The sequence below is a fragment of the Agromyces molybdatiresistens genome (assembly GCF_052748445.2).
Genome location: NZ_CM188258.1, coordinates 2,374,811 through 2,398,769, shown reverse-complemented (window position 1 = coordinate 2,398,769; position 23,959 = coordinate 2,374,811). Strand labels below are relative to the sequence as shown.

Annotated in this window: 16 protein-coding genes and 2 tRNA genes; 13 read left to right on the top strand and 5 right to left on the bottom strand. The window is 71.6% G+C overall.

Annotated elements, in window-relative coordinates; translation table 11 throughout:
- Positions 1-100: 100 nt before the first annotated feature.
- Positions 101-172 (top strand) — tRNA-Gln (locus tag ACULK2_RS11070).
- A gap of 174 nt (positions 173-346) precedes the next feature.
- Entirely contained in the window at positions 347-1,522 is a 1,176-nt protein-coding gene (locus ACULK2_RS11065) for an SIR2 family protein (protein ID WP_445967296.1), read from the top strand.
- Here ACULK2_RS11065 and ACULK2_RS11060 read toward each other — a convergent pair.
- Positions 1,519-2,472 carry a site-specific integrase gene (locus ACULK2_RS11060; RefSeq protein WP_445967295.1) on the bottom strand — a complete coding sequence of 318 codons (954 nt, stop codon included), beginning with the start codon at positions 2,470-2,472 and terminating at the stop codon, positions 1,519-1,521. The genes ACULK2_RS11065 and ACULK2_RS11060 overlap by 4 nt on opposite strands.
- A gap of 71 nt (positions 2,473-2,543) precedes the next feature.
- Here ACULK2_RS11060 and ACULK2_RS11055 point away from each other — a divergent pair, with 71 nt between their 5' ends.
- Complete coding sequence (locus tag ACULK2_RS11055; protein WP_445967294.1) at positions 2,544-3,044, top strand: acetyl-CoA C-acetyltransferase; 501 nt, start codon at positions 2,544-2,546, stop codon at positions 3,042-3,044.
- 9 nt (positions 3,045-3,053) lie between these two features.
- On the opposite strand, the gene ACULK2_RS11050 is transcribed toward ACULK2_RS11055, so the two are convergent.
- Complete coding sequence (locus ACULK2_RS11050; RefSeq protein ID WP_445967293.1) at positions 3,054-3,401, bottom strand: cupin domain-containing protein; 348 nt, start codon at positions 3,399-3,401, stop codon at positions 3,054-3,056.
- 550 nt (positions 3,402-3,951) lie between these two features.
- Between ACULK2_RS11050 and ACULK2_RS11045 the strand changes: the two genes are divergently transcribed.
- On the top strand, positions 3,952-4,893 hold the full coding sequence (locus tag ACULK2_RS11045; RefSeq protein ID WP_445967292.1) for a hypothetical protein: 942 nt from the start codon (positions 3,952-3,954) through the stop codon (positions 4,891-4,893).
- Between the two features lie 51 nt (positions 4,894-4,944).
- Here the strand turns inward: ACULK2_RS11045 and ACULK2_RS11040 are convergent, their stop codons facing one another.
- Complete coding sequence (locus ACULK2_RS11040; protein ID WP_445967291.1) at positions 4,945-5,916, bottom strand: alpha/beta hydrolase; 972 nt, start codon at positions 5,914-5,916, stop codon at positions 4,945-4,947.
- Positions 5,917-6,216: 300 nt separating this feature from the next.
- Between ACULK2_RS11040 and ACULK2_RS11035 the strand changes: the two genes are divergently transcribed.
- Positions 6,217-8,550, top strand: a complete 2,334-nt coding sequence (locus ACULK2_RS11035; protein ID WP_445967290.1) for a transglycosylase domain-containing protein — start codon at positions 6,217-6,219, stop codon at positions 8,548-8,550.
- Positions 8,551-8,707: 157 nt separating this feature from the next.
- Here ACULK2_RS11035 and ACULK2_RS11030 read toward each other — a convergent pair whose 3' ends face one another.
- Positions 8,708-10,270, bottom strand: coding sequence for a hypothetical protein (locus ACULK2_RS11030; RefSeq protein ID WP_445967289.1), 1,563 nt, complete (start codon positions 10,268-10,270; stop codon positions 8,708-8,710).
- Positions 10,271-10,558: 288 nt separating this feature from the next.
- Entirely contained in the window at positions 10,559-11,203 is a 645-nt protein-coding gene (locus ACULK2_RS11025; protein ID WP_445967288.1) for an MBL fold metallo-hydrolase, read from the bottom strand.
- Positions 11,204-11,265: 62 nt separating this feature from the next.
- Here ACULK2_RS11025 and ACULK2_RS11020 point away from each other — a divergent pair, with 62 nt between their 5' ends.
- The 8 genes from ACULK2_RS11020 to ACULK2_RS10985 all read left to right on the top strand — a co-directional run bounded on the left by ACULK2_RS11020 (position 11,266) and on the right by ACULK2_RS10985 (position 23,921).
- A complete protein-coding gene (locus ACULK2_RS11020) occupies positions 11,266-12,168 on the top strand; it encodes a diacylglycerol/lipid kinase family protein (protein ID WP_445967287.1) in 903 nt (300 codons plus the stop codon).
- A gap of 79 nt (positions 12,169-12,247) precedes the next feature.
- Positions 12,248-12,323 (top strand) — tRNA-Glu (locus tag ACULK2_RS11015).
- A gap of 225 nt (positions 12,324-12,548) precedes the next feature.
- Entirely contained in the window at positions 12,549-13,610 is a 1,062-nt protein-coding gene (locus ACULK2_RS11010) for a TerC family protein (RefSeq protein WP_445967286.1), read from the top strand.
- Positions 13,611-13,819: 209 nt separating this feature from the next.
- Positions 13,820-14,599: a PP2C family protein-serine/threonine phosphatase gene (locus ACULK2_RS11005; RefSeq protein WP_445967285.1), complete on the top strand. Its 780-nt coding sequence runs from the start codon at positions 13,820-13,822 to the stop codon at positions 14,597-14,599.
- Positions 14,596-15,924 carry an FHA domain-containing protein gene (locus ACULK2_RS11000; RefSeq protein WP_445967284.1) on the top strand — a complete coding sequence of 443 codons (1,329 nt, stop codon included), beginning with the start codon at positions 14,596-14,598 and terminating at the stop codon, positions 15,922-15,924. Before ACULK2_RS11005 ends, ACULK2_RS11000 begins: the two co-directional genes overlap by 4 nt.
- On the top strand, positions 15,924-17,696 hold the full coding sequence (locus ACULK2_RS10995; protein ID WP_445967283.1) for a serine/threonine-protein kinase: 1,773 nt from the start codon (positions 15,924-15,926) through the stop codon (positions 17,694-17,696). The genes ACULK2_RS11000 and ACULK2_RS10995 overlap by 1 nt, the downstream gene beginning before the upstream one ends.
- A complete protein-coding gene (locus tag ACULK2_RS10990; protein WP_445967282.1) occupies positions 17,693-18,406 on the top strand; it encodes an FHA domain-containing protein in 714 nt (237 codons plus the stop codon). The genes ACULK2_RS10995 and ACULK2_RS10990 overlap by 4 nt, the downstream gene beginning before the upstream one ends.
- A 202-nt stretch (positions 18,407-18,608) precedes the next feature.
- The gene (locus tag ACULK2_RS10985; protein WP_445967281.1) at positions 18,609-23,921 is read left to right on the top strand and encodes an Ig-like domain-containing protein; all 5,313 of its coding nucleotides are present in this window, start codon (positions 18,609-18,611) and stop codon (positions 23,919-23,921) included.
- Positions 23,922-23,959 lie beyond the last annotated feature (38 nt).

Sequence of the window (23,959 nt, the reverse complement as noted above, 5' to 3'; positions counted from 1 at the left end):
GCCCGCCGCGGCATCCGCTCACCGGGCCGTCTCGATTTGGACCGCACCCCGCGATCGGCTACAGTTACATGTCGGCCCGGGAACCTCGGTTCAGGGCCATTGGGGTATGGTGTAATTGGCAACACGGCTGATTCTGGTTCAGTTGTTCTTGGTTCGAGTCCAGGTACCCCAGCTCTAAAAAACCCCCGGTTGACCGGGGGTTTTCTCAATCCTGTTGCCGATCGCGATGAGTATGAGCCGAATGCGATCCCCTCGTAAACCCCTCTAAGTGTGTTCCACGGTGTGGTCGCTCGAACTGCCCGCGCGCCTTCCGTCGCCAACACCGCCGCGTGCTAGACACGCACTCGTGAAGAGCTTTCTGCTGGGCGCGGGCGCATCGATGGATGCGGGATTGCCGGGAAGCTTTGGACTAACCCGAGCGGTCGCGGACTTCATCGATGGACCCACGTCGTGGCGCCACGACGTGGGTCAACTACTTCATGCCGTCGTCGGAGCAATGGTGCAACACGACACGGGTCGCGGGGGCAGCGCGTTCGATGGCGTCGACGTCGAACGGGTGTTCGCTGCGGTCAAGGCGCTGAAGGATCGTGACTCAATCGACTTGTCGGCGTTTGTCGAAAGGTGGAATCGCAACCTCGACGCGCCGAGCGCTCAAGTGTCGTTTCCGAGCTTCTGGGCCAAGAACTTCAGGAAGGCAATGTTCGATTCCTGGGACCACAAGCTTGAGAGCGAGTTCGAGAGCGGCGTTCGAGCTATCGCCGAGGCGACAAGCGGGGAGCTGTTTGGGCGACTTGAGTCAAGAATGCTCGACGCGCTGATCCACATTCTTCGCGCGGATGAGAATCGCGTGCATTACCTCGACCCGATGATCCATTCTGAGCCACTGGCTGGGATCGCAACGCTGAACTACGATCTGGCCGTCGAGAAGGCGTGCATCAACGCGGGTCTCACAGTCGACACTGGGCTCGACAGGTGGAGGGGCGGCTATGAATGGGAGTGGGCAAGTCCTCGCGCCGACGTCAGGCTGCTCAAACTGCACGGGTCGCTCGACTACGTGTTGGGTCACAAGGGCGAGGATGGGTCACGCATTCCCGGGGACCACCTAAGCAACTTCGGTGAGGATCGAAAGGGCCAGCTCGTCGGCGGATCACCGGCTATGGTTTTCGGCCAAGGGTCGAAGCTGCGATCTGACGGTCCATTTCTTGCAATGCTTGTGGAATTCGACAGGTTGCTTGCCGAGACGGAATGGCTCACTATCGTCGGCTATTCCTTTCGGGACGACCACATCAACGCCGCGCTAACTCGGTGGCTCAACAGCGATCGAGTCCAGCGCATCTCGATCATCGATCCATCGATCGGAAATTGGATTGCGGGCGATGACAGAACGCCGGACTACTGGCACAACATCCAGCGCGCATCCCGTCCGCCCCAGAAGTACGATCGAGGCGTATGGACTCCGGTACAGGCTGATCTCATCGCGGCCACGGCAACAGAGGGGCTAGCTCGACTCCATGGAAGCTAGCGCGCCAGTATGATCAGCCTGGTCGCAGGGCGTGCTGCAACGGCGGCAAGCAGGTTCATATCGTCGGTTTGGCTGCCATCGAACAGGTGCAGGTAGTGCTTGTACATGGTCGCGATGTCGGCGTGGCCCATGTATGCCGCCGCGCGCTCGATGGGGATGCCCCCGGCAGCGCAGGCGCTCGCGTAGAAGTGCCGCAGGTCGTGCCACCGGACGGCGGGGATACCCAGCTCTGCGAGCGCCGGGAGGAAGTGCTTCCGGTACAGGTTGTCGTGGTTGAACTGGAGCGAATAGTCCAGCGCTCCGCGTGACTGGCCGTGTCCGCCTCGACGTCGTCCGGGCCAGAGCATCGCGTCCCGGTCGTGCCGGTGCGGGTGATGCTCCAGGTAGTCGCGGAGCCGGTCGGCGAGCGCGGGTTCCAGTGGCACGTTGCGGATCGACTTGTTGGACTTAGGCGTGATGCACTCCCAGCCCACCTTTGGCGTGTACTGCGCCTGCCGCTGGACTCGAACGTGGGGCTGCCGCGCGAACAGGTTCACGTCCCCGATCCGCAGACCTTCCAGCTCCCCGGCGCGGAGGCCGGTGTAGGCGGCGAACTGCACGATGAGCCCGTCCGGGGCAGAGTCGTCCAACCGCTCCACGATCGCCGCAACCTGCTCAGGCGCGAGGAACGTCAGTTCGTACGTCGCCGCATTGTCGCGCCGGGTCTTCGGCTTGAGCGTGTGGGCGTGTGCCGCCTGCATCAGCTCCGCGACCTCGCGGAATGTCTTGGAGTTCTTCACGAGGGCGTCGGTGCTCTGGCCGTCGGCGATATCGTTCTCCACCTTCAGGGCGAACCGCTCGGCCTCGCGCTTGACGGTGAAGGTGCGCTGCTGGAACTTGCCGGTGCTGCCGCGCCAGCGGACCTCGTAGGCGATGCCGGACTTCCGGGGGACTTCTCGAACGTGTGCCATCAGTACTCTCCTGGTCGTGCGCGGTCGAAGGGGTGGGTTGGGGCGTAGCGGCCCATGAGCCAGCTCGGCTCGTGCGCGGCCTGGGTCGACGCGACCCGGACGCCACGGTCACCGCGGGCAACTCGAGCGGGCAGAACGATGCGGCGGCCGCGTGCATCGTCACGACGCCCGAGCGGGCCGCCGAGCTCGGGCTCATCCCCATGCTTCGGTTCGTCTCGTGGGCGGTCGCGGGCAACGACCCGCTGCGCTTCGGCGTCGCGCCGGTGCCTGCGGCGAACCTCGCGCTGCAGCGCGCGGGCATCCGCTTCGACGACCTCGACGTGATCGAGCTCAACGAGGCCTTCGCCGTCCAGGTGCTCGCGTGCCTCGCCGACTGGGGTCTCGACGCCGAGGACCCGCGCCTCAACCCGCGCGGGAGCGGCATCTCGCTCGGGCACCCGATCGGCGCCACCGGCGTTCGCATGCTCGCGACGCTCGCGCACGAGTTGCCGGATCTCGACGGCGAGCTCGCGCTCGAGACCATGTGCATCGGCGGCGGCCAGGCGCTCGCCGCGGTGTGGGCCCGGGCCTGACGCCGACCGTCAGCGGGACCGCTCGGGTCCGCCGGTGGGGTCGATGCCCGTGACGGTGGTGAGCAGGAAGACCGAGTCCTCGAGGGCGAGCACCGCATGGCGGGAATGCGTGAGCACGTCGAGCCGCCCCGCGGCGACCTCGGTGGGCTCCTGCCCGGTCACCCGTACGCGCCCCGAGAGCACCTGGATGCTCGCGGCGGAGGGCGAGTTGTGCTCGGCGAGCTCGACGCCCGACCGCAGCGCGATGATCGTCTGGCGCATCGGCCCGTCGCGGAGGATCAGCTCCGCGCTCCGGCCGTGCTCGTCGGCGAGGGCGGCCGTGAGATGGCGGCGGGCGAGATCGGTGAGGTCGGCCACGGTGCCCTCCATCGGATGTCGTCCGTCCAGTATGCCCATCCGGGCCATCGCCATCCATGATTCCGCGCATCACGTCCGTCCGAGGCGGGATGCCGTGTTCGTCGCCGGCGCCGAGCTCGCCGTGGACGGCGGCCTGAGCGGGCACGGCGGTGGCCCGCCGATCGTGCGGGCCAGGGGGTTGGTCCATCGATAGGAGTGATGAGGTCCATCATCGATCGGCCCTTCACTGATACCCGCGCACGGAGTTCACCGGTTCCACGCCGCCCACCGCTGCGCGTGTGATCGGAGACCCACCCGTGACATGATGGGCGCGCTCGTCGCGGGCGTCGGCAGCCTCCCCGCGGCTGTCGGACTCGTCGGCATCGCCTGCGCCGGCATGGCGCTGATCCTGTCGTTCGTCGCGGCCGGTCGGACCGCCGCTGACCCTGTCGGAGCCGCGAACGGATAGGGGTACGGACGAAGTGCGACTCGAGCGACCCGGTCCCGGCATCGCGTGATGTCAACCATCCGGACGATTCGAGGGCGAGGGCTTCGCCTCTACGGTGGCCGGATGAGGTCTGGAATCGAGCCGTCGGAACTGCGGAGCTTCATCGCCCTCGCGGAGGAGCGCATCTCGCCGAAGGGCGTCGCGAGCCTCCACGGGCGCGCCGAGATGCTCGCGAAGCTGCCGCTCGGTCTCCAACGTCGCATCGTGTCCCTGGCGCGCCAGGACGACGACATGGGCTTCGTCGTGGAGCCGTACTGCACGTTCCTCGCCTACGAGATCCGCGACGAGGCCGCAGCCCGGCGACTGCTGCCGACCGGCTACCGGCTCGCGCCGACGGCCATGTTCGCCGACGAGACGCCGCGCCCGTGCGCCATCCTGGGGGCGTTCAACGTCCACGCCTCGGTGTTCTGGGGTGCTCGCGTGGAGCTCTACCTCATCGCGGAGCACGAGAGCACGGGAATGTTGACGTGGGTCATCTGCGACTACGAATCCAACACGATCAACTACGACCCGGGACAGGGGTTCTCCGCCTCGACCACGAGCCGGGCCGTGGTGACCACCTCGCACGCCGGTGAGGTGATCGTCGACGTGCGAAGCCGCCGACGCACGAACGCGCTCGTGCTGACCGCTTCGCTGGAGGCGGGCGAGATGCGTGCGCTCGATCAGCGACTCTGGGTCGACGGGAACCTCTCCGTCGACTACGGCGGACGGCTCGAGCACGCCGACTCCGTTCCGTTCGGGCTCGTCTTCGACCCGGCGGAGATGACCCGCGCCCTGCGGCTCCCAGTGGAGGCGGTGGTGGTCGACCGCAACACCTTCGGCGCCGACTTCCGGGCCGAGCGCCCGTTCTCGGTCGCGTGCTTCCCCTACGCCCAGCACTTCCTCACGACGAGCTACCCTCGCTCGAGCCCGATCCGCGACCGGCAGGCGCTGGAGGACGCCGTCCGGGCGCAGGCTGCCGGGAGGCGGCCCGTCCTCGGGCGCGCGGGAGCCGGCGGTCGGTGAACGCCGTGGGAACGGGCGCCGGCGACCAGTCGGCGTGTCGGTGAGGGTGCGTCAGCCGGCGAGGCCGTCCACGAACACGAGAGCGGCATCCGAGATCTGCGCTCGCGCGTCGTCCGCGTCGATCGTCGGCGTGCCGTCGCCGGCCTGCGGTCCGTACGAGCCGAACTGCGCGTGCGAGGCACCCTCGATCTCCACGAACTCGGTGGCGGCCGGCAGGTTCGCGCGCGACGCGTCGATCTTCGCGGGCGTGGAGAGGCCGTCCTGCGAGCCCGAGATCGACCGGACCGGGATCGTCAGCGACTCGCTGAGATCGTCGGCCGGGTAGGACGCGAAGAAGAGCAGGCCCACGGATGGCGCGGTGCGGGCGTCGTCCGCGGCATCGGCCTGCATCGCGGCGACCGTGCCGCCGAGCGAGTGCCCGCCGACGACCCAGCCCGTCACGTCGGCGTGGCGAGACCGCGCGTCGTCGAACGTGCCGAGTGCGAGGAAGGCGATGCCGAGCGGCTGCTTCGGGACGACGACGGTGTGACCCGCCTCTGCGAGGGGCCGCAGCACGGCCGCATAGGCGCGGGGGTCGACGAGCGCGCCGGGCTGGAAGAGCACCCCCGTGCCATCCGCCCCACCGGTCGGCGCGAGGACGATCTCGGTGGCGGTCTCGGTCACGGTCACGACGTCGTCGGACGCCATCGCGGCGAGCGCCGGCTCGACGGCCGGGTACGGGCGCAGCCAGGCGATGAGGGCGAGCCAGCCCGCGCCGAGGACGACGACCGCGATGCCGAGCGTCAGGCGCCACGGACCGCGGGGCGCCGCGCCGCGCACCCGACCGCGCAGGCCGACGAGCGTCGTCAGGACCGAGGCGACGAGCGTCACCGCGAGCAGCACCGCGTAGGCCGGGTGCCCGTGCACTACGCCGCCCCACCCGGTGAGACAGGCCCACGCGACGACGACCACCCCGGCGACCCCGAGGCCGAAGGTCGTCCAGTCGAGCCAGTCCTTGCGCGCGGGGCGGGATCCGTCGGTCATGGCGCTCCTGAGGTGTCGTCCGTGGCATCGCGTCACCCCGGGGGGTGCCGCTGCTCCGCGGGCGATGCTATCCGATGTCGTCCGGGCAGGATGCGGCCGGGCGAGCGCGCGATCCCGTACCGGTCGCGATCCGGCATCGATGCGGGCGGCACGCCCCTGGTGGCTTGCCAAGCGCGTGGCGCTGAGGTTCGATGGAATTCGACGTCGAGGAGGCCGGCGCCCTACTTCCGGCCTCGTGGGGGCGGCGCGAGAAGGTCGGGGTTGGTTTCGATGATGTACGGCGACACGCACGATCGCGCGGTGACCCGACCACGCACGTTCGGCGGTGTCCTCGGGGGCCTCCTGGGGCTCGTCTCGGTCAGCGCGGCCGCGGCGCTGCTCGTCGCCGCGGCGGTGACGCCCGCCATCGCCACGGCGGGAGTCGCGGCGTCCGGCACCATCTCGCTCTTCGAGAACCTGCCGAGCTACCTCCAGATCGGAGAGCTCTCGGTCAAGAGCAACATCTATGCCAGGCAGTCCGACGGCAAGCAGAAGCTGCTGGCCTCGTTCTACGACCAGAATCGCGTCGAGGTCGACTGGGACGAGGTGAGCCAGTACGTCAAGGACGCGGCCATCGCGGGGGAGGACCCGCGGTTCTACGACCACAACGGCGTCGACCTGCAGGGCACCATGCGCGCCGCCGTCACGACGGCCAGCGGCCGCGAGACGCAGGGCGGTTCCTCGATCGCGCAGCAGTACGTCAAGAACGTGCGCGTGCAGGAATGCGAGCGCGAGGCGGCCGACGAGGCGGAGCGCGACGGGTGCTACGACGCGGTCACCGAGACCACGATCGACCGCAAGCTCAAGGAGATGCGCCTCGCGATCGGCGTCGAGAAGCGCTACACGAAGAGCGAGATCCTGCTCGGGTATCTGAACATCGCGGGCTTCGGAGGCACCGTCTACGGCATCGAGGCCGCCGCGAACTACTACTACGGCACGACCGCGGCGAACGTGACGCTCGCGCAGGCGGCCTCGCTCGTGGCGATCGTGAACAACCCGTCGAAGTTCCGCCTCGACCAGCCCGGGAACGAGACCAACGGCGCTGCCGACGGCTACGCCGCGAACCACGGGCGGCGCGACTACATCCTGCAGAGCATGCTCGACGAGCGGAAGATCACGCAGGCGGAGTTCGACGAGGCCATCGCGACGCCCGTGGAGCCGAAGATCACCGAGCCGAGCACCGGATGCCAGACCGCCGGCGGAAGCGCCTGGTTCTGCGACTACGTCAAGCACATCCTGCAGAACGACCCCGTGTTCGGGGAGGACGAGGCGTCGCGGCTCCTGAACTTCCGCCGCGGGGGCTACAACGTCTACACGACCCTCGACCTCGACCTGCAGGGCGCGGCGGAGCGGGCGGTCACGACGCACGTGCCGCCGACCTACCCGGGATGGGACGTCGGCGGCGTCATCTCCTCGGTCGAGGTGGGAACGGGCCGGGTGCTCGCGATGGCCCAGAACCGCGCATACAGCCAGGACCCGAAGGTCCTCGAGCAGGGACCGCAGTACACGAGCATCAACTACAACACCGACTTCGACTACGGCGGCTCGCGCGGATTCCAGCCCGGATCGTCGTACAAGGTCTTCACCCTCGCGGAATGGCTGAAGCAGGGGCACGGCCTCGCCGAGCGCGTGGACTCGCGGCCGAAGAGCAACTGGGGCGTCTTCCAGGACAGCTGCCTCGGACCGCACTTCGCCGGGGACTGGAACCCGCGCAACGACGCGAACGAGTCCGGCGCCAACTACAGCGCACTCGAGTCGACCATCGGCTCGATCAACACCGGATTCATCGGCATGGCCAAGAGACTGGACCTCTGCGGGATCCGGAAGACGGCCGAGGCCTTCGGCGTGCATCGTGCCGACGGGAACACGCTCGTGCAGGGGCCCTCCTCCGTCATCGGCACGAACGAGGTCGCGCCGCTGTCGATGGCCGTCGCCTTCGCCGGCATCGCGAACAACGGCAAGACCTGCACGCCGATCGCCATCGACCGCATCACGGGCCGCGACGGCGAGGAGATCCCGCCGCCGAAGTCGACCTGCACGCAGTCGGTGCCCGAGCCGGTGGCCGCGGCCATGCACACCGCGATGAACCGGGTCATGACCGGTGGCACCGCGACGGTCTCCAACGGCAACACCGTTCCTCCCGTCCCGCTCATCGGCAAGACCGGTACGACGGATGGCGCGAAGGACACCTGGATGGTCGGTGCGAGCACGGAGGTCGCGACGGCCGTCGCGGTCGTGAGCGTCAACGGCGACGCGAACCAGCGCGGCATCTCCTTCGCGACCGGCCAGGCGGCCACGGCACGACACCGGATGTGGCCCGAGGTCATGTCGGTCGCCTCGGCGAAGTACGGGGGCGGCCAGTTCACGATGGCGGGCCTCGGACCGGTCGCGGGGCCGGGCTCCTTCCCCGACGGACGGGTCGTCGAGCCCGATCCGCCGGCCTCCGACGGGCCGTCGCCCGAACCCGGCACGCCCGCCCAGCCTCCGGGAGGCGGCGACGGCGATGGTGACGGCGGCGGCGGTGACGGCGGTGCTGACGGCGGTCCCGGTGGCGGCAACGGCAACGGCGGTGGCAACGGCGGGCCCGGCGGATGACGCGACTCGGGTCGCGCTGACGGTCGCGGGACGCCGGCATCGGTCCGGGCGACCACCGTCCCCACTTCGCCTGCCTGACGTCCGCCCGGCATCCCGGCCGCCCGCGGCGCGCGGGAGGGCGGGCGTGCGACACGCCGCGCCCTCCGCGCCGCTCGCCTCAGGCCGTCGCCGGTGCGACCCGCCCGTGACGGACGCGGTGCACGAGCCAGACGGCGAGTGCGGTGAGCGTCAGCGCGCCGAAGGTCAGCATCCACGGCATCAGCGCCCCCGGTGAGACGCCCTGCGTCCCCGCCGCGAGCTCCGCGGACCCCGCAGCCAGCCGGCCGTTGCCGTCGCGGAGTTCGGCCGCGCCGGCCGCGAGCGCGTCGGCCCCGGTGGCGAGCTCGATCGTGCCGTCCGACAGCGTCCGGGTCCCCGCTGCCAGCTCGGCCGATCCCGCGGCGAGCTCGTCCAGTCCGGTGGACAGGTCCGTCGCGCCCTGGGCCAGCGACCCGTTGCCGACGGCGAGCCCGCTCGCGCCGGTCGAGAGTCGCTGCGCGCCCGCGGCGAGTTCGGCGGTGCCTGCCGCGAGTCGGCTCGTGCCGTCGACGAGCTCGTCGACCTTCGCATCGAGCGTCGAGGTGCCGCCGCGCAGCGTCGCCGCGCCCGATTCGAGCCGGGCGGCGCCCGCGGCGAGTTCCGACGACTTGGCGCTCAGGGTTCCCGCGCTCGACGCGGCGAGGTCGAGCTTCGCGTCGAGGGCGGCCGCTCCCGCCGCGAGCTCGCCGGACTTCGCGGCGGCGACGCCCAGCTTGGCGGCGAGCGCCTGCGTGCCGGCCGAGGTCGCCTGTGCGCCGGCGGAGACCGTCGCGGCTCCGGTCGAGACCGCCCCGGCGGAGCCGGCGAGCTGCTGGGCCGCCTGCGAGAGGGCGAGCGCGTTCGCGATCGTCGTCTCGTCCGCACCGGCGTCGACGAGCGCGCCGTGCCAGGCGGCGAGCTGCCCTGCGAGGGCGGCGCTGCCGGTCGCGACCGCGGTCGTGCCATGGGCGACGCCCTCTGCGCCCGCGGCGACGTCGCCCGTCCCGGTGACGAGGAGCGGGACGCCCTCCGGGCCGACGGCGTCGCCGAGCCCGGCGGTGAGCGCCGCGGCGCCGGCCTCCACGAGGTCGCCCCCGTCCGCGAGGGCGGCGACGCCGCCCGCGAGCTGCGACGCGCCGTCGGCGAGGCGCGAGGCACCGGCCGCGGCGGAGCCCGCCCCGGCGGCGAGCTCGGCGGCGCCGGCGTTCGCCCGGCTGATGCCGTCGGAGAGCGCGGCCGAACCGTTCGCGGCGCGCGCGGCGCCCGAGGCGGCGTCGACTGAGCCGGTCGCGCTGCGCGCCGCGCCGTCGGCGAGCTCGACCGCGCCGGCCTGCGCCGATGCCGCGCCGGCCTCGAGCTTCGCGGCTCCCGTCGCCGCGGACTCGGCGCCCGCGCCGGCCGTCGCGGCGCCGTCCGCGGCTGCGGCCGCACCGTCGCGCACCTCGCCTGCTCCGGACGCGAGCGTCTCCGCGCCGTCGGCGAGTTCTGCGGAGCCCGCGTCGGCCTGCCCGGCGCCGTCGGACAGGCGGCTCGCTCCCGCGGAGATGGTGTCCGTGGTGAGCAGGAAGAACGCCGCGAGGGCGATCAGGGCGATGGTCGTCGCTGCGGCGGCGATCCGCACGCCGAGGCCGTGTCGGTGCACGGCGGGGTCGGTTCTCGTCATCGAGTCTCCTGGGTTTCCGGCGCGCCGGAGGCGCCCGTGTGCGTGGGGTGCAGGACCGACGGCACCGGGGTGCACCGAGCGCCGTCACTCGCGTCCGGCGGAGGCACTCGGCCGAGACATCCGACCCGCGGTCGCTCCGTCACGGCCGAAAGTGGCTCGAATCTGGCAGAGTCGTCGTGAGTTCGTCAACGAACGGTCGTGAAGTTCGGTGGAACCCGCCAATCGGACGTGGTGACGTGTGCGACGCGTTGTGTCGGACCGACAGCGGATGCCGCGGCATCCGTCGTCTCAGAGGTCGAACGAGTCGCCGGGCTCGAGGGGCAGGTACTCGCCGCCGCCCTGCTCGGTGGCCCAGGCCAGCCGCGCGTTCGAGAGGTCCTTCCCGGCGCGCGAGAGGACCATCTCGTGCGTGGGGAACGCCCGCCTCGGGCGGACCGCCATGACGTAGTCCATCGAGTCGGCGATCTTCATCCAGGGCGCCCCGGCGGGCGCGGCGAGCGCGTCGACCGCGACGCCCTCGGGCACCGCGAACGAGTCGCCGGCGTAGTAGAGCGCGTCGTTCACGAGGACGCCGACGTTGTCGATGACGGGGATCGACGGGTGGATCACCGCGTGGCGACCGCCGAAGAACCGCAGCCGGAAGGGCCCGACCTCGACCTCGTCGCCGGGCGCGACCTGCTCGACCTCGATTCCGGACTCGGCGGCCTTCGCGACGACGCCCTCCGGCCCGAAGAACCGCACGCCGGGACTGCGATCGCTGATCCGCGCGAGCTGCTCGGGGGTCCAGTGGTCGTCGTGCAGGTGCGTGATGACGACCGCGAGCGCGCCGGCGGCCTCGGTGATCGGGGTCGTGAACTTGCCCGGGTCGACGAACAGGCGATCCCCGGAGTGGTCGACGACGAGGGCGGCGTGCTCGAGCTTGGTGACGCGCATGTTCCGAGCCAACACCGTGGCGCGCCGTGCGCGCAACCGGGTTGCCCTGCCATGATCGCAGCATGTCGCGTGGCCCTCGTCGCCTCCTGCTCGCGGTGAACCCGAGCGCGTCGTTCGGTCGCAACCGGACGATCGGGCCGGCGGCCGCGCGTCGACTCGAGGCCGAGGGGTACGACGTGACCGTGCTCCGCGCCGACAACTTCGAACTCCTCCGACTCGAGGTCCAGGCGGCCTTCGAGGCCGGGACCGACGGGCTGGTGGTGGTGGGCGGCGACGGCATGGTCTCACTCGGCGTCAACGTGCTCGCCGGCACCCAGGTGCCCATGGGCCTCGTCGCGGCCGGGACCGGCAACGACCTCGCGCGCGCGCTCGGCCTGCCGCACGACGACCCGGAGGCCGCGATCGAGGCGCTCCTCGAGGCCCTCCGCAGGCCGCCGCAGACGATCGACCTCGGACTGCTGCGTCACGGCGAGCTGCGCACCTGGTTCGCCTGCGTGCTCTCGGCCGGTTTCGACGCGGTGGTCAATGAACGGGCGAACCGGATGACGCGGCCGCGCGGTCCGAGCCGGTACACCATCGCGCTCCTGCGCGAACTGGTCACCTTCCGCCCGCGGCGGTACGCGATCACGGTCGACGGCGCCCGGCGTGATCAGACGGCGATGCTCGTCTCCGTCGCCAACACGCCCTCGCTCGGCGGCGGGATGCGGATCGTGCCGCACGCCGACCTCTCCGACGGCGTGCTCGACGTGTTCATCGTGCATCCCCTGTCGCGCATCGGCCTGCTCGGCGTCTTCCCGCGCGTGTTCGCGGGCGAGCATGTCGACCATCCCGCCGTGGAGTTCCTCCGCGCGAGCCGGGTGCGACTGGAGGCCGAGGACATCGTCGCGTACGCCGACGGCGAGCGGGTCGGGCCGCTGCCGATCGACGTCGAGGTCGTTCCCGGAGCGCTCCGGATCTTCGCCTGACGGGACGCTGGCGCCTGGCCGAGGCGCTCGATTTGGAATGCGCCGGAGACGTATGCCATACTCGTTCACGTCGCAGCGAGGCCCCATCGTTTAGCGGCCTAGGACGCCGCCCTCTCACGGCGGTAGCGCGGGTTCAAATCCCGCTGGGGTCACCAATGACAGGCGAACGCCCTCGTATCATCATGATGCGAGGGCGTTCGTCGTTTCGCGGACGTGTCGCTAGACTCGTCCGAGCGAAGGGGAGTATCCCGCCGGGGTCGTTCGACCGCGGGCCACGATCGTCAGTACGAGCGCCGTCGATGCCGCTCCGGGCGTGGCGGTGCACCGAGTGCGCCGGGAGAGACTTTCGGTCCTGAACGCACGCTCCCGAAAGGCCCTCCGTGACCGCACTGCCCGCCTGGTTCGAAGTCGGTTCGCTCGTCGTCCTGACGCTGATCCTCGTCGCCGACCTGCTGCTCGTGATCAAGCGCCCGCACGTCCCGTCCTTCCGCGAGTCGACGCTCTGGGTCGTCTTCTACATCGCGCTCGCGCTCGTCTTCGCGGGACTCATGTTCGTCATCGGAGACGCCGAGCACGGCGCCCAGTTCCTGGCGGGCTGGCTCACCGAGTACAGCCTCTCGATCGACAACCTCTTCGTGTTCGTGATCATCATGGCGAGGTTCGCGGTGCCCAGGAAGTACCAGCAGGAGGTGCTGATGGTCGGCATCATCCTCGCGCTCATCCTGCGCGGCATCTTCATCCTGCTCGGTGCGCAGCTCATCGCGAACTTCAGCTGGATCTTCTACATCTTCGGCGCATTCCTGCTCTACACGGCGGCACAGCAGGCGTTCGGCAACCACGAGGACGAGGGCGCCGACTCCGCGCTCATCCGTGCGCTCCGACGCCGGCTGCCGATCACGAACGACTACGACGGCATCAAGCTGCGCACCGTGATCGACGGCCGCCGGTTCTTCACGCCGATGCTCATCGTCTTCGTCGCGATCGGGACGACCGACCTCATCTTCGCGCTCGACTCGATCCCGGCGATCTTCGGGATCACCGAGAGCCCGTTCATCGTCTTCACGGCGAACGTGTTCGCGCTGATGGGCCTGCGCCAGCTGTACTTCCTCCTCGGCGGCCTCCTGGAGCGGCTGGAGTACCTGAAGTACGGCATCGCATTCATCCTCGCCTTCATCGGGGTGAAGCTCGTGCTCCACGCGATGCACGAGAACGAGCTGCCGTTCATCAACGGCGGCGAGCACATCGAGTGGGCGCCGGACATCTCCACGTGGACCTCGCTCGCCGTGATCATCGCCGCGATGGCGGTCGCGACCGTGGCGAGCCTCGTCAAGGCGAACCTCGACGCGCGCCGTCGCGGCCACACGCTCGGCGAGGAGATCCCGCACTTCACCGAGGACGGCGACCGCGAACGCGACGCCGACAGCTCGCCCGTCGAGCGCTGAGGGTCGTCCCCAGCTCCGCCGGGGGTGACGTGGGCGCGGCGAACGCTTGCTAGCGTGGAGCGACTGCGCCCCCTTGCGGCGAGTACTCCTGCCCTGCCCAGAGAGGACCCGATCTCGTGACGTCTGACGGCAGCGGTGTCGTGCCCACCCCATCGGGATCGGCGCGGATCGCGCACAGTGCCCGAACCCACGTCGGCAACGTCCGCACGGTGAACGAGGATGCACTGCTCGCGCAGCCGCCCGTCTACCTCGTCGCCGACGGCATGGGCGGCCACGCGCGCGGCGACGCCGCCAGCCGCGCGGTCGTCGACACGTTCCGGCGCCACCTCGACGAGGGTGCGCCGTCGACGCCCGAGCGCGTGCTCGACGCCATCCACAGCTCCAACGACGTCGTCCGAACGCTCTCCGACGAGGGCGATGAGGGAACGGCGGTCGCGGGGACGACGGTGACCGGCGTGGCACTGGTCGACGCCGGCGACGGGCGCGGCGTGCACTGGATGGTCTTCAACGTCGGCGACTCGCGCGTCTACGTCTGGGACGGCCGGCGGCTGGAGCAGGTCACCGTCGACCACTCGGCGGTGCAGGAGATGGTCGACGCGGGACTCATCAGCGCGGAGGACGCGGAGCGGCATCCGGATCGCAACGTCATCACCCGCGCCGTCGGCGCCGACGCGCACGTCGAGCCGGATGTCTGGCTCATCCCGGCGATCGGGCGCCAGGTGTTCCTCATCTGCTCGGACGGCCTGTCCAAGGAGGTCGGCGACGCCGAGATCGGGCGGATCCTGGCCGGGCACTCCATGCACGCGGCCGGGCTCGCCGGCGAGTTGGTGGATGCCGCGTTGGCGGCGGGTGCGCGAGACAACGTGAGCGCGATCGTCGTGGAGTCCGACCTCGGCGGCGCCGGCGACGAGGACGGCACGACGCAGGACCGCGGCGACGACGTCGGGGCGGTCGTCGAGGAGACCACGCCGCGCGGAGACGGGGGATGACGGTGGCGGAGTACCTGCCCGACCGCGGCGGTCGCTGGTTGGCGGCGATGCGCGACGATGCGCTGCTCGTCCTGCCCGCCGACCGCGCCGCCGACCTGCTGGCGATGTGGCCGCGGCTCGACGGCGACGCCGCCGCGCACGTCATCGACCGGCTCGCCGGCTCCGGCATCACCGCGGCGCCGGCGTTCGCGCTGGTGGTGCGCGAACCCGCGACGGGTGCGACGCGGGCACTCGTCCGCGGCGAGCTCACGGTGACGCTCGGCGGGACCGAGGTCTCCGGCGCCGGCGTCTCGACGTGGCTGGAGCGCGCCGTCGAAGGCGGGGCGGACGTGCGCGTCGCGGTCGGCCGGGCTCCGGCGGGCGACGGACCGGGGCTGCCGATCGTGGAGGGCGTGATCGCGGCATCGGTCGTCGACTGGCCCGCCGACCCGCCGCGAGGCCGGGGCCCGGTCGGGGCGTCGGAGTCGGCCCAGGCGGCGGCGCCCGCGTCGGAGCGCGAGCCGACGCACGACGCGGCCGCCGACGTCGACGTCGAGGCCGCGGCCCGCCTGGCCGACGCCGAGCGCACCATGGTCCCGGAGGACACCGTCGTCGGCGTCTCCCGGACCGAGCGCCCGCGCATCGGGCGCCCCGTCGGCGAGCGATCCGCGCCGATCGCGCCGCCGGCGCCCGCGCCCGAGGCGCCTTCGGCGCCGAGCCCGGCGCCCGTGATCGTGCCGCCCGACTTCGGATCGACCCCGCCCGCGCTGCTCGACCCCGACGCGGCCGCGCCCGCACTCGCACCGCCGCCGTCGGCGCCCGCCCGCGGCGGCTCCGCCGCGCAGGCGCCGGGAGCGCCCGCACCCGCCGCCTCCGCCCTCGGGGACCACGACGGCCTCACCGTCGCTCGCGCCGACCTCCGGCGCCTGCGCGAGCAGGGCGGCGACGCCGGCGCGCGGTCCGGCACCGACGCGACGCGCGAGCCCGCGGCATCCGCCCCCCAGGCGCCGCCGCTCGCGCTGCGCCTGCCCGACGGATCGATCGAGCCCATCGTCGGCGAGCTCGTGCTCGGCCGCGCGCCGTCGATCGGCCGCGTGACCGGCACGCGCATCCCGCGGCCCGTGGTCATCGGCGCGGGCGACCCCGACATCTCGCGCACCCACCTGCGGGTTGCCGTGGAGGGGGGCACGGCCGTCGTCACCGACCTCGACTCGCGCAACGGCACGCAGGTCGTCGCCCCCGGGCAGCCGCCGATGCGGTTGCGCCCGTCAGAGGCGACCCCCGTGCTGCCCGACACCGTCATCGACCTCGGCGGCGGCTGGAGCATCCAGGTGGTGGTGCGCTGATGCGACGGACGCCCGCCGCCCCGCCCGAGCTTCCCGGCTACACCCACCTCGGCCTGCTCGGGTCCGGCGGCTTCGCCGACGTCTACCTCTACGAGCAGCGCCTGCCGCGCCGCAAGGTCGCGGTGAAGGTGCTGCTCGCCGACGACATCGACGCGTCGACGCGCGCGCAGTTCGTCGTCGAGGCGAACCTCATGGCGCGCCTGTCGGCGCATCCGTTCATCGTCACGATCTTCCACGCCGACGTCTCGGGCGACGGGCGGCCCTACTTCGTCATGGAGTACTGCTCGGGGCCGAGCCTGTCCGAGCGCTACAAGCGGCAGCCGCTCTCGGTCGAGGACGCGCTGCGCACCGGCATCCGCCTCGCGGGCGCGGTGGCGACCGCGCATGCGGCCGGCATCCTGCACCGCGACATCAAGCCCGCGAACGTCCTGACGAACGACTACGGGTGGCCCGCGCTCAGCGACTTCGGCATCTCCTCGGACCTCGAGGGCGACCTGCCGGTCCACACCATGAGCTTCACCGGGGATGCCGCGGCGACAGGCTCGGGCACGGGTTCCGATCGTGCGGCGGTCGGCATGAGCGTGCCGTGGTCGCCGCCCGAGATGTTCGAGGACGACCCGCGCCCCGACACGCGCAGCGACGTGTTCGCGCTCGCCGCGACCGTGCACACGCTGCTGGCGGGCCGCACCCCGTTCGAGGTCCCGGGCCGGTCGAACGGCCCGCTCGACCTGATCGGGCGCATCGAGCGCGGCCGGGTCACGCCGATCGGTCGCGACGACGTCCCGGCGAGCCTCGAGACGGTGCTCGCGAACGGCATGGCCGTCCGTCGCGAGGACCGCTTCCAGAGCGCCGTCGAGCTCGGCCGCGCGCTGCAGCGCATCGAACTGGAGCTCGGGTACTCGGTGACCGGGATCGAGGTGCCGAACCTCGCCGATCCGGGCGGCCGCGACGAGCCCCCGGCGGCCGCGGGCACGGACGACGAGCCCGCGACGCGGGCCCGGTCGGTGCGGGTCGTCGAGGCCGGCATCCCCGGGCCGGATCGCTGGGCCGCGCCGGCGGCGGGGGCGCAGGCACCTGCGACGTCCGCACCTCTCCCGTCGTCCCGCATCGAGCCGCCGGCGGTCGTGGGCGCCGGTCCGGACGCCACGCAGGTGCGAGGCGTGCGCGAGGTCGCCGCCCAGCCGCCTCCCGCCGTCGGCTCCGCGCCGGTGGAGGACGGCACGGTGATCCGGCCGGCGCGCGGCGGCGCGGCCGCGAGCGATCCCGTCGAGGGCGCCACCGTCATGGCACCGGCTCGGCGGGCGGGGGAAGCGGACGCGACGGCATCGCGCACTGCGGAGGCGCCCGACGCCGCTCCGACGAGCGGACGTCGCGCGGTCGGCGGGATCGTCGCCGCGATCGCGGGCATCGTGGTCATCGTGGCGGTGAGCGCGGCGCTCCTGCTCGGCGGCACCCTCGGCGGCCCGCAGTCCGACCCCGACGACGGTCGGACGGTCCCGGAGGACGCCGTGGTCGCCGCGAGCGTGCCCGCGCCCGAGGTGCAGCCGGGCACCGTCGCCGATGGTCGCGCGGTCTTCACCGTGAGCCACGAGGGCGCCGAGGAGGGCGACCGGTACCGCTGGCAGCGTGCCGACGGCTCCGGGTCCACCGCGGTGGCCGACGGGCCCGAGATCGTCGTCGACGGCGTGGCCGCCGGGCAGAAGGTGTGCATCGAGGTGCAGGTGCAGCGGGGCAGCAAGACGTCCGAACCGGTGACGGGGTGCACGTCGTGAGGCCGCTGCGCGTCGAGTACTGCGGCGAGTGGTACACGGTCGAGGCGGGGAGCACGTTCACCATCGGCCGCGAGTCCGACCTCACGATCGACGACAACCCGTACCTGCACCGCACCTTCCTCACGCTCTCGAGCGAGTTCGGCCTGTGGTGGCTCGCCAACGTCGGCCAGCTGCTCTCGGCGACGGTGTCGGATGCCACGGGCAGCGTGCAGTCCTGGGTGGCGCCGGGCGCCAAGCTCCCGCTGGTGTTCAAGACGGTCCACGTCATGTTCAGCGCGGGCGCGACGACCTACGACTTCACGGTGCACGCCGAGGAGGACTTCTACAACACCTCGCTCACCGCGGCGCCCGTCGACGGCGGCACGACGATCCTCCCGGTGACGCTCACGACGAGCCAGCGCCTGCTCATCGTCGCGCTCGCCGAGCACGTGCTCTCGCAGCCGAGCGCCGGGCGTGCGACCGTGCCGTCCTCGGCCGAGGCCGCGGCGCGACTCGGCTGGAGCATGACGACCTTCAACCGCAAGCTCGACAACGTGTGCGAGAAGCTCGACAAGATCGGCGTCGACGGGCTCCGCGGCGGTCGCGGTCGTCTCGCCGTGAACCGGCGGGCCCGGCTGGTGGAGTACGCGGTGGCGACGCGCCTCGTGAGCGTCGACGACCTCGCGCTGCTCGAGGGCGACGACTCGGTCGTCGCTCGACACGACGCCTGACGGGCCGTCCCCGCGCCGGAGGCCGATCTCCGATTCGCCGCCCGACACGACGGGGGATCGACTCCGGATCGTGACGCGGTGGGTACTCCTCCCCATTTCGGGGGCCCTGAACGCGCGTGTTAGCGTATGCCCGACCCGCCGGTCTCTCCGGCGGTGAAATCCGACGCCCTACCGACGGAACGCACCCGGGGGAGACGAATCTGTGGTCACGTTGAGGTCCTGGGCGCGGTCGCGCCGGAACGTCGCGTCGGCCGCCGCGCTCGCCGTGCTCGCGGGTGTTCCCGTCGGACTCGCGGTGGCGCACCAGGGCTTCCCGGTGACCGACCCCGACCTGCGGGCGCGCGAGGTCTGGGTCACGAACGCCGAGGAACTCCTCGCGGGCCGGCTGAACCGGCAGATCGAGGAGTTCGACGCGGCCGTCGCGACGGCGTCGAACGAGATCGACGTGTTCCAGGACGGCGAGGACGCCTTCCTCTTCGACCCGAGCGTCGGCACGATCGAGCGCATCGACCCGTCGTTCACCACGCTCGTGCAGCGCATCGACGTGCCCCCGGCCTCCGAGGTCGCGTACGGCGGCGACGTGCTCGCCGTCCTGTCGCCCGAGGGCGAGCTCTGGCGCGTGAACGCCGACGGCGACCTCTCATTCGACTACCGCGGCACCGATCCCCTCGCCGAGCTCGGCACGGGCGCGCAGGTCGCTGTGACGACCGAGGGCACCATCATCGCGACCGCGCCGGGCGACGGCCGGCTCGTCACGCTCGAGCGCGAGGCCTCCGAGCCGACGACCGCCGAGCTGTCGACGGGTCTCGGCGAACACCAGCTCGCCGCGGTGGGCGAGCGCGCCGTGGTGTTCGACGCGGAGGGCGGGCGCGTCCTCGTCGGGGATCGCGCGATCGAGCTGCCGGAGACGGCGCTGCGCATCCAGCAGTCCGGGCCCGAGCACGACGAGGTGATGCTCGCGACCGCGACGGGCCTCCTCGCCGTTCCGCTCGGCGGCGGAGCGGTCCGGACCGTGCCGAACGGCGGCGACGCCGCGGCGACGGAGGCCGGCGAGATCGCCGCTCCCGTCAGGCTCGGCTCGTGCGCGCACGGCGCGTGGGGCGGTGCCGCCGGGCGCTACCTGCTCGCGTGCGACGACGCCGAACCGCAGTCGACGGCGATCGAGCAGCCGACGGCGGGCTCGCGCCTCGAGTTCCGCGTGAACCGCGACGTGATCGTGCTGAACGACCTGACGAACGGCAACGCCTGGCTCGTCGACTCCGACCTCCGGCTCGTCGACAACTGGGAGGAGGTCACGCCGCCCGAGGAGAGCGACGAGCTCGAGGGCGACGAGAAGTCGGCCCAGCAGACCTTCGAGGACACCCTCGCCGAACGCACCGACGTGAACCGCCCGCCGGTGGCGCGCGACGACGACTACGGCGTGCGCCCCGGGCGCACCACCATCCTCGAGTCGCTCGAGAACGACACCGATCCCGACGGCGACGTGCTCACCATCGCGAGCACGACCGAGGTCTCCGAGGCGGCCGGCCGGCTGGAGTCCATCGACGGCGGCCGGGCGCTCCAGTTCACGCCCGCCGAGGGGGCGGCGGGGAGCGTGTCCTTCCGCTACGGCGTCGACGACGGCCGCGGCGGCGTCTCGGAGGCATCCGTGAACGTGCGGATCGTGCCGGAGAGCGAGAACACGGCACCCGCGGCGCTCCGCCAGGCGGCGATCAGCGTCGAGCAGGGCCAGCAGCTCGCATACAACCTGCTCGCCGACTGGAACGACCCCGACGGCGACGACCTCTACCTCGTGAACGCCTCGCCCACCGGCGGCGACGCCGTGCGGTCGAGCCCCGACGGCCTGATCACCTTCGAGCACCGCTCGGCCGAGCTCGGCACCAAGGAGGTGCAGTACACGGTCTCCGACGGGCGGACGACGGCGGCCGGCACCCTCACGGTCGAGGTGAAGCCGACCGGAACCCTGAACCCCATCGGCACGCCCGACTTCGCGCGCGTGTTCGCCGGCGAGACGACGCTCATCGAGCCGCTCGCGAACGACCTCTCGCCGTCGGGTGCGGGACTCGAGCTCCTCGGCCTGGAGGAGGCCCCGGAGGGTCCCTCGATCACGCCAAACGTCGAGACCGGCACGATCGCGTTCTCGAGCGTCGAACCGGGAGAGTACGTCTTCCTCTACTCGCTCGGTGCGGGTGCCGCGACGAGCAAGGGGCTGGTGCGGGTGCAGGTGGTGGAGGCGCCGGCGGATGCCCCGCCCCCGATCGCGGTGAAGGACACCGCGTACCTCCGGGCGGCCGAGCCGCTGACGGTGCCCGTGCTGGCGAACGACGTCTCCCCGTCCGGACGGGTGCTCGCGGTCCAGTCCATCGACGACACGGCCGCCGACGGGCTGGTGTCGGTCGAGATCCTCACGAACACCGTGCTCCGCGTCACCGCGTCGCAGGCGCTCGACGAGCAGCTGCAGGTGGCGTACACGGTCTCCGACGGCGTGAACACCTCGACCGCCAGCGTGACGGTCGTGCCCGTGCCGCCGCTCGTGAAGCACCAGCCGCCGGTGGCGGTCGACGACGGTGCGATCGTGCGTGCGGGCGACATCGTGACCGTCGACGTGCTCGGGAACGACACGCACCCGGATGCCGCGACGCTGCACCTGCTGCCCGACCTCGTCGAGGTCGACGCACCCGACGGCCTCGCCTTCACCGACGGGGCCACCGTGCGCTTCCAGGCGCCCGAACAGCCGGGCGTCTACAGCGCGGTGTACACGGTGGGGGACGACTACGAGCAGACCGCCCGCGCCACGGTGCGGTTCACGGTCGTCGGTCGCGACGTGGGCGAGAACCGCGCGCCGCTGCCGACCCCGCTGACCTCGCGCACCTTCGCCGGCTCGGCCGTCAAGGTGGACGTACCGCTCGACCAGCTCGACCCCGACGGCGACTCGGTCGCGCTCACGGGCATCACGGTCGCGCCGGAGTTCGGGCGCGTCGTCGAGCGGACGAGCACGTCGTTCACGTACGAGGCGTTCGCCGGATCGGCGGGCACCGACGAGTTCCGATACGAGGTCCGCGACACCTTCGGCGCGACGGCCGAGGGCACGATCCGCATCGGCGTCATCCCCCGGCCCGAGGTGCAGCTGCCGCCGAAGGCGGTCGACGACGCCATCGAGATGAAGCCCGGGCGCACCGCCTCGGTCGAGGTGCTCCTCAACGACTCCGACCCGAGCGGGTACCGGCTGCACGTCGCCGACCTGCCCGAGGTCGACGACGACATCGAGGCCGAGATCCGCGACCGTCGGCGCATCGTGGTGACCGCGCCGCAGCAGGAGGCCGCGTACACGATCCGCTACGAGATCTCGAACGGCCACGGCGGCGCCGACACGGCGTTCCTGCAGATCGCCGTGACCGAGGACGCCGTGATCGATCCGCCGACGGCCGAGGACCAGGTCATCGAGCCCGAGGAGGTCGTCGACGGCGAGGTCGTCACGGTCGATCCGCTGGCGGATGCCACGAACCCCGGCGGCCTCGTCGAGGACCTCGCCGTGACGCTCGAGGGCCCCAACGCCGGCCGGGCGGAGGTCGCCGCGGACGGGACGATCGACGTGACCCCCGGTCGCGAGCGCTACGCGGTCGCGTACCGGCTCACGAACGAGCTCGACGACCTGTCGGCGATGGCGTTCGTGATCGTGCCCCCCGTGCCCTCCGGTGACGACACCGTCGAGGAGACGCAGCGCCCGAAGACTCCCGAGGAACTGCTCGCGGAGGAGAAGGCCAAGTTCCCCGCGCCGTACCTCAAGGACCTCGGCGAGATCGTCGTGCCGATGAACGGCAGCATCAGCTGGAACGTCGCCGACCTCGTCGTCGTGCCGTCGGGCAACCCGGCACTCATCCTCTCCGCGTCCTCGACGAATGCGGGCGAGCCCGCCTTCGTCAGCGGCACGGCCGTCCAGTACGTGCCGGCGGCCGACTACCGCGGTGCCGCGTCGCTGACGTTCGAGGTCACGGACGGCGAGAGCGCCGACGATCCCGTCGGGCGCACCGCCATCCTGACCGTCCCGATCACCGTCGGCGACCCGGACTTCAACGACACCCCGCCGACCTTCACGCCCCGCAGCGAGACTGTCGAGGCCGGCGAGGCGCCCCTCGACGTCGACCTCCGATCGTCGACCGACCAGCCGAACCCCGACAACATCCAGCGCGTCGAGTACCGGAACCTGCAGGGCACCGGCGCCGACGTCGCGGCGAGCATCGTCGAGGGCTCGATCCTCCGGATCTCCTCGCCGCTCGGCGTGCAGCCGGGCACCGAGGCGCGCATCTCGTTCGACGTCGTGTTCAACGAGTTCACGGTGCCGGGGTACGTCGACGTGAAGGTCGTCTCGTCGACTCGTGCACTGCCCAAGGCCAACGACGACGGCCCGGTCGAGATGGTGCGCACCGGCACGGCGACGGTCGACGTGCTCGCCAACGACTTCAATCCGTTCGCGCCGGATGCGCCGCTCACCGTGATCGACGCGCAGATCGACCAGGCGGATGTCGGGGCGAACGCGTCGGTGTCGCATACCGCGTCCGACGTGACCGTGAACGCGGGCGCGGCCTTCACGGGCACGTTGAGCGTCGTCTACCGGATCCAGGACGGCACGAAGGACCCGGCACGCGAGGTGCAGGGTCGCGTCATCGTCGTCGTGCGCGACGTGCCCGATCGCCCGGCCGCGCCCGAGATCAGGAACTCCGGAAACCAATCGGTGACGATCCGCTGGGCGGCGCCGGCGAACAACAACTCCGCGATCACGGACTACGAGGTCGACTACAACGGCCAGCGGAGGACTTTCGGCGCCGGCGCCGCGGGCGTGAACCAGGAGTTCACCGGGCTCGCAAACGGAACGGCCTACCGTTTCCAGGTTCGGGCGAAGAACGCCATCGGCTGGAGCCAGTGGTCGCCGCTGTCGGCGTCGGAGACGCCGTACGGCACGCCCGGCGCTCCGACGGGCGTGACGGCGCAGGTCAACGGATATGCCCCCGCGAGCGTGGACGTGACCTGGAACGCGCCCTCGAACACGGGCGGCGGATCGGTCCGGTACGACGTCCGGATCGACGGCGGGTCGTGGGTGAACTCCGGCCAGGACCGCAGCCACCGCTTCACGGGCGTCGGCGCCGGCTCCCACACCGTCTCCGTGCGTGCCGTGAACCTCGGAAGCGACAGCGCGGGGACCGCGTCGTCCGACTCGTTCGCCGTGCAGAACGAGCCGAAGGTCGTCACCCTGACCAAGGGCGCCCGAGTCGGCTACTACGACGGCCCCTACGGATACTGCAGCGGCGACTGCTGGCACTACAACGTGAGCGTGTCCGGGTTCCCCGACGGCACGGCCTCCGGCTACGCCTACTGCAACGGCGGCCGGCTGAACACGAACATCCGCATCAACGTCTCGGGCGGGCGCGGCAGCTACACCGGGAGGTTCCCGGACTCCTGGTGCGGCCACGCGAACGCGTACGTGATCATCGGCGGCGTCCAGAGCAACAACTGGTGACCCCGAGCCGACGACCGGACCACACAGGAAGAGGACTC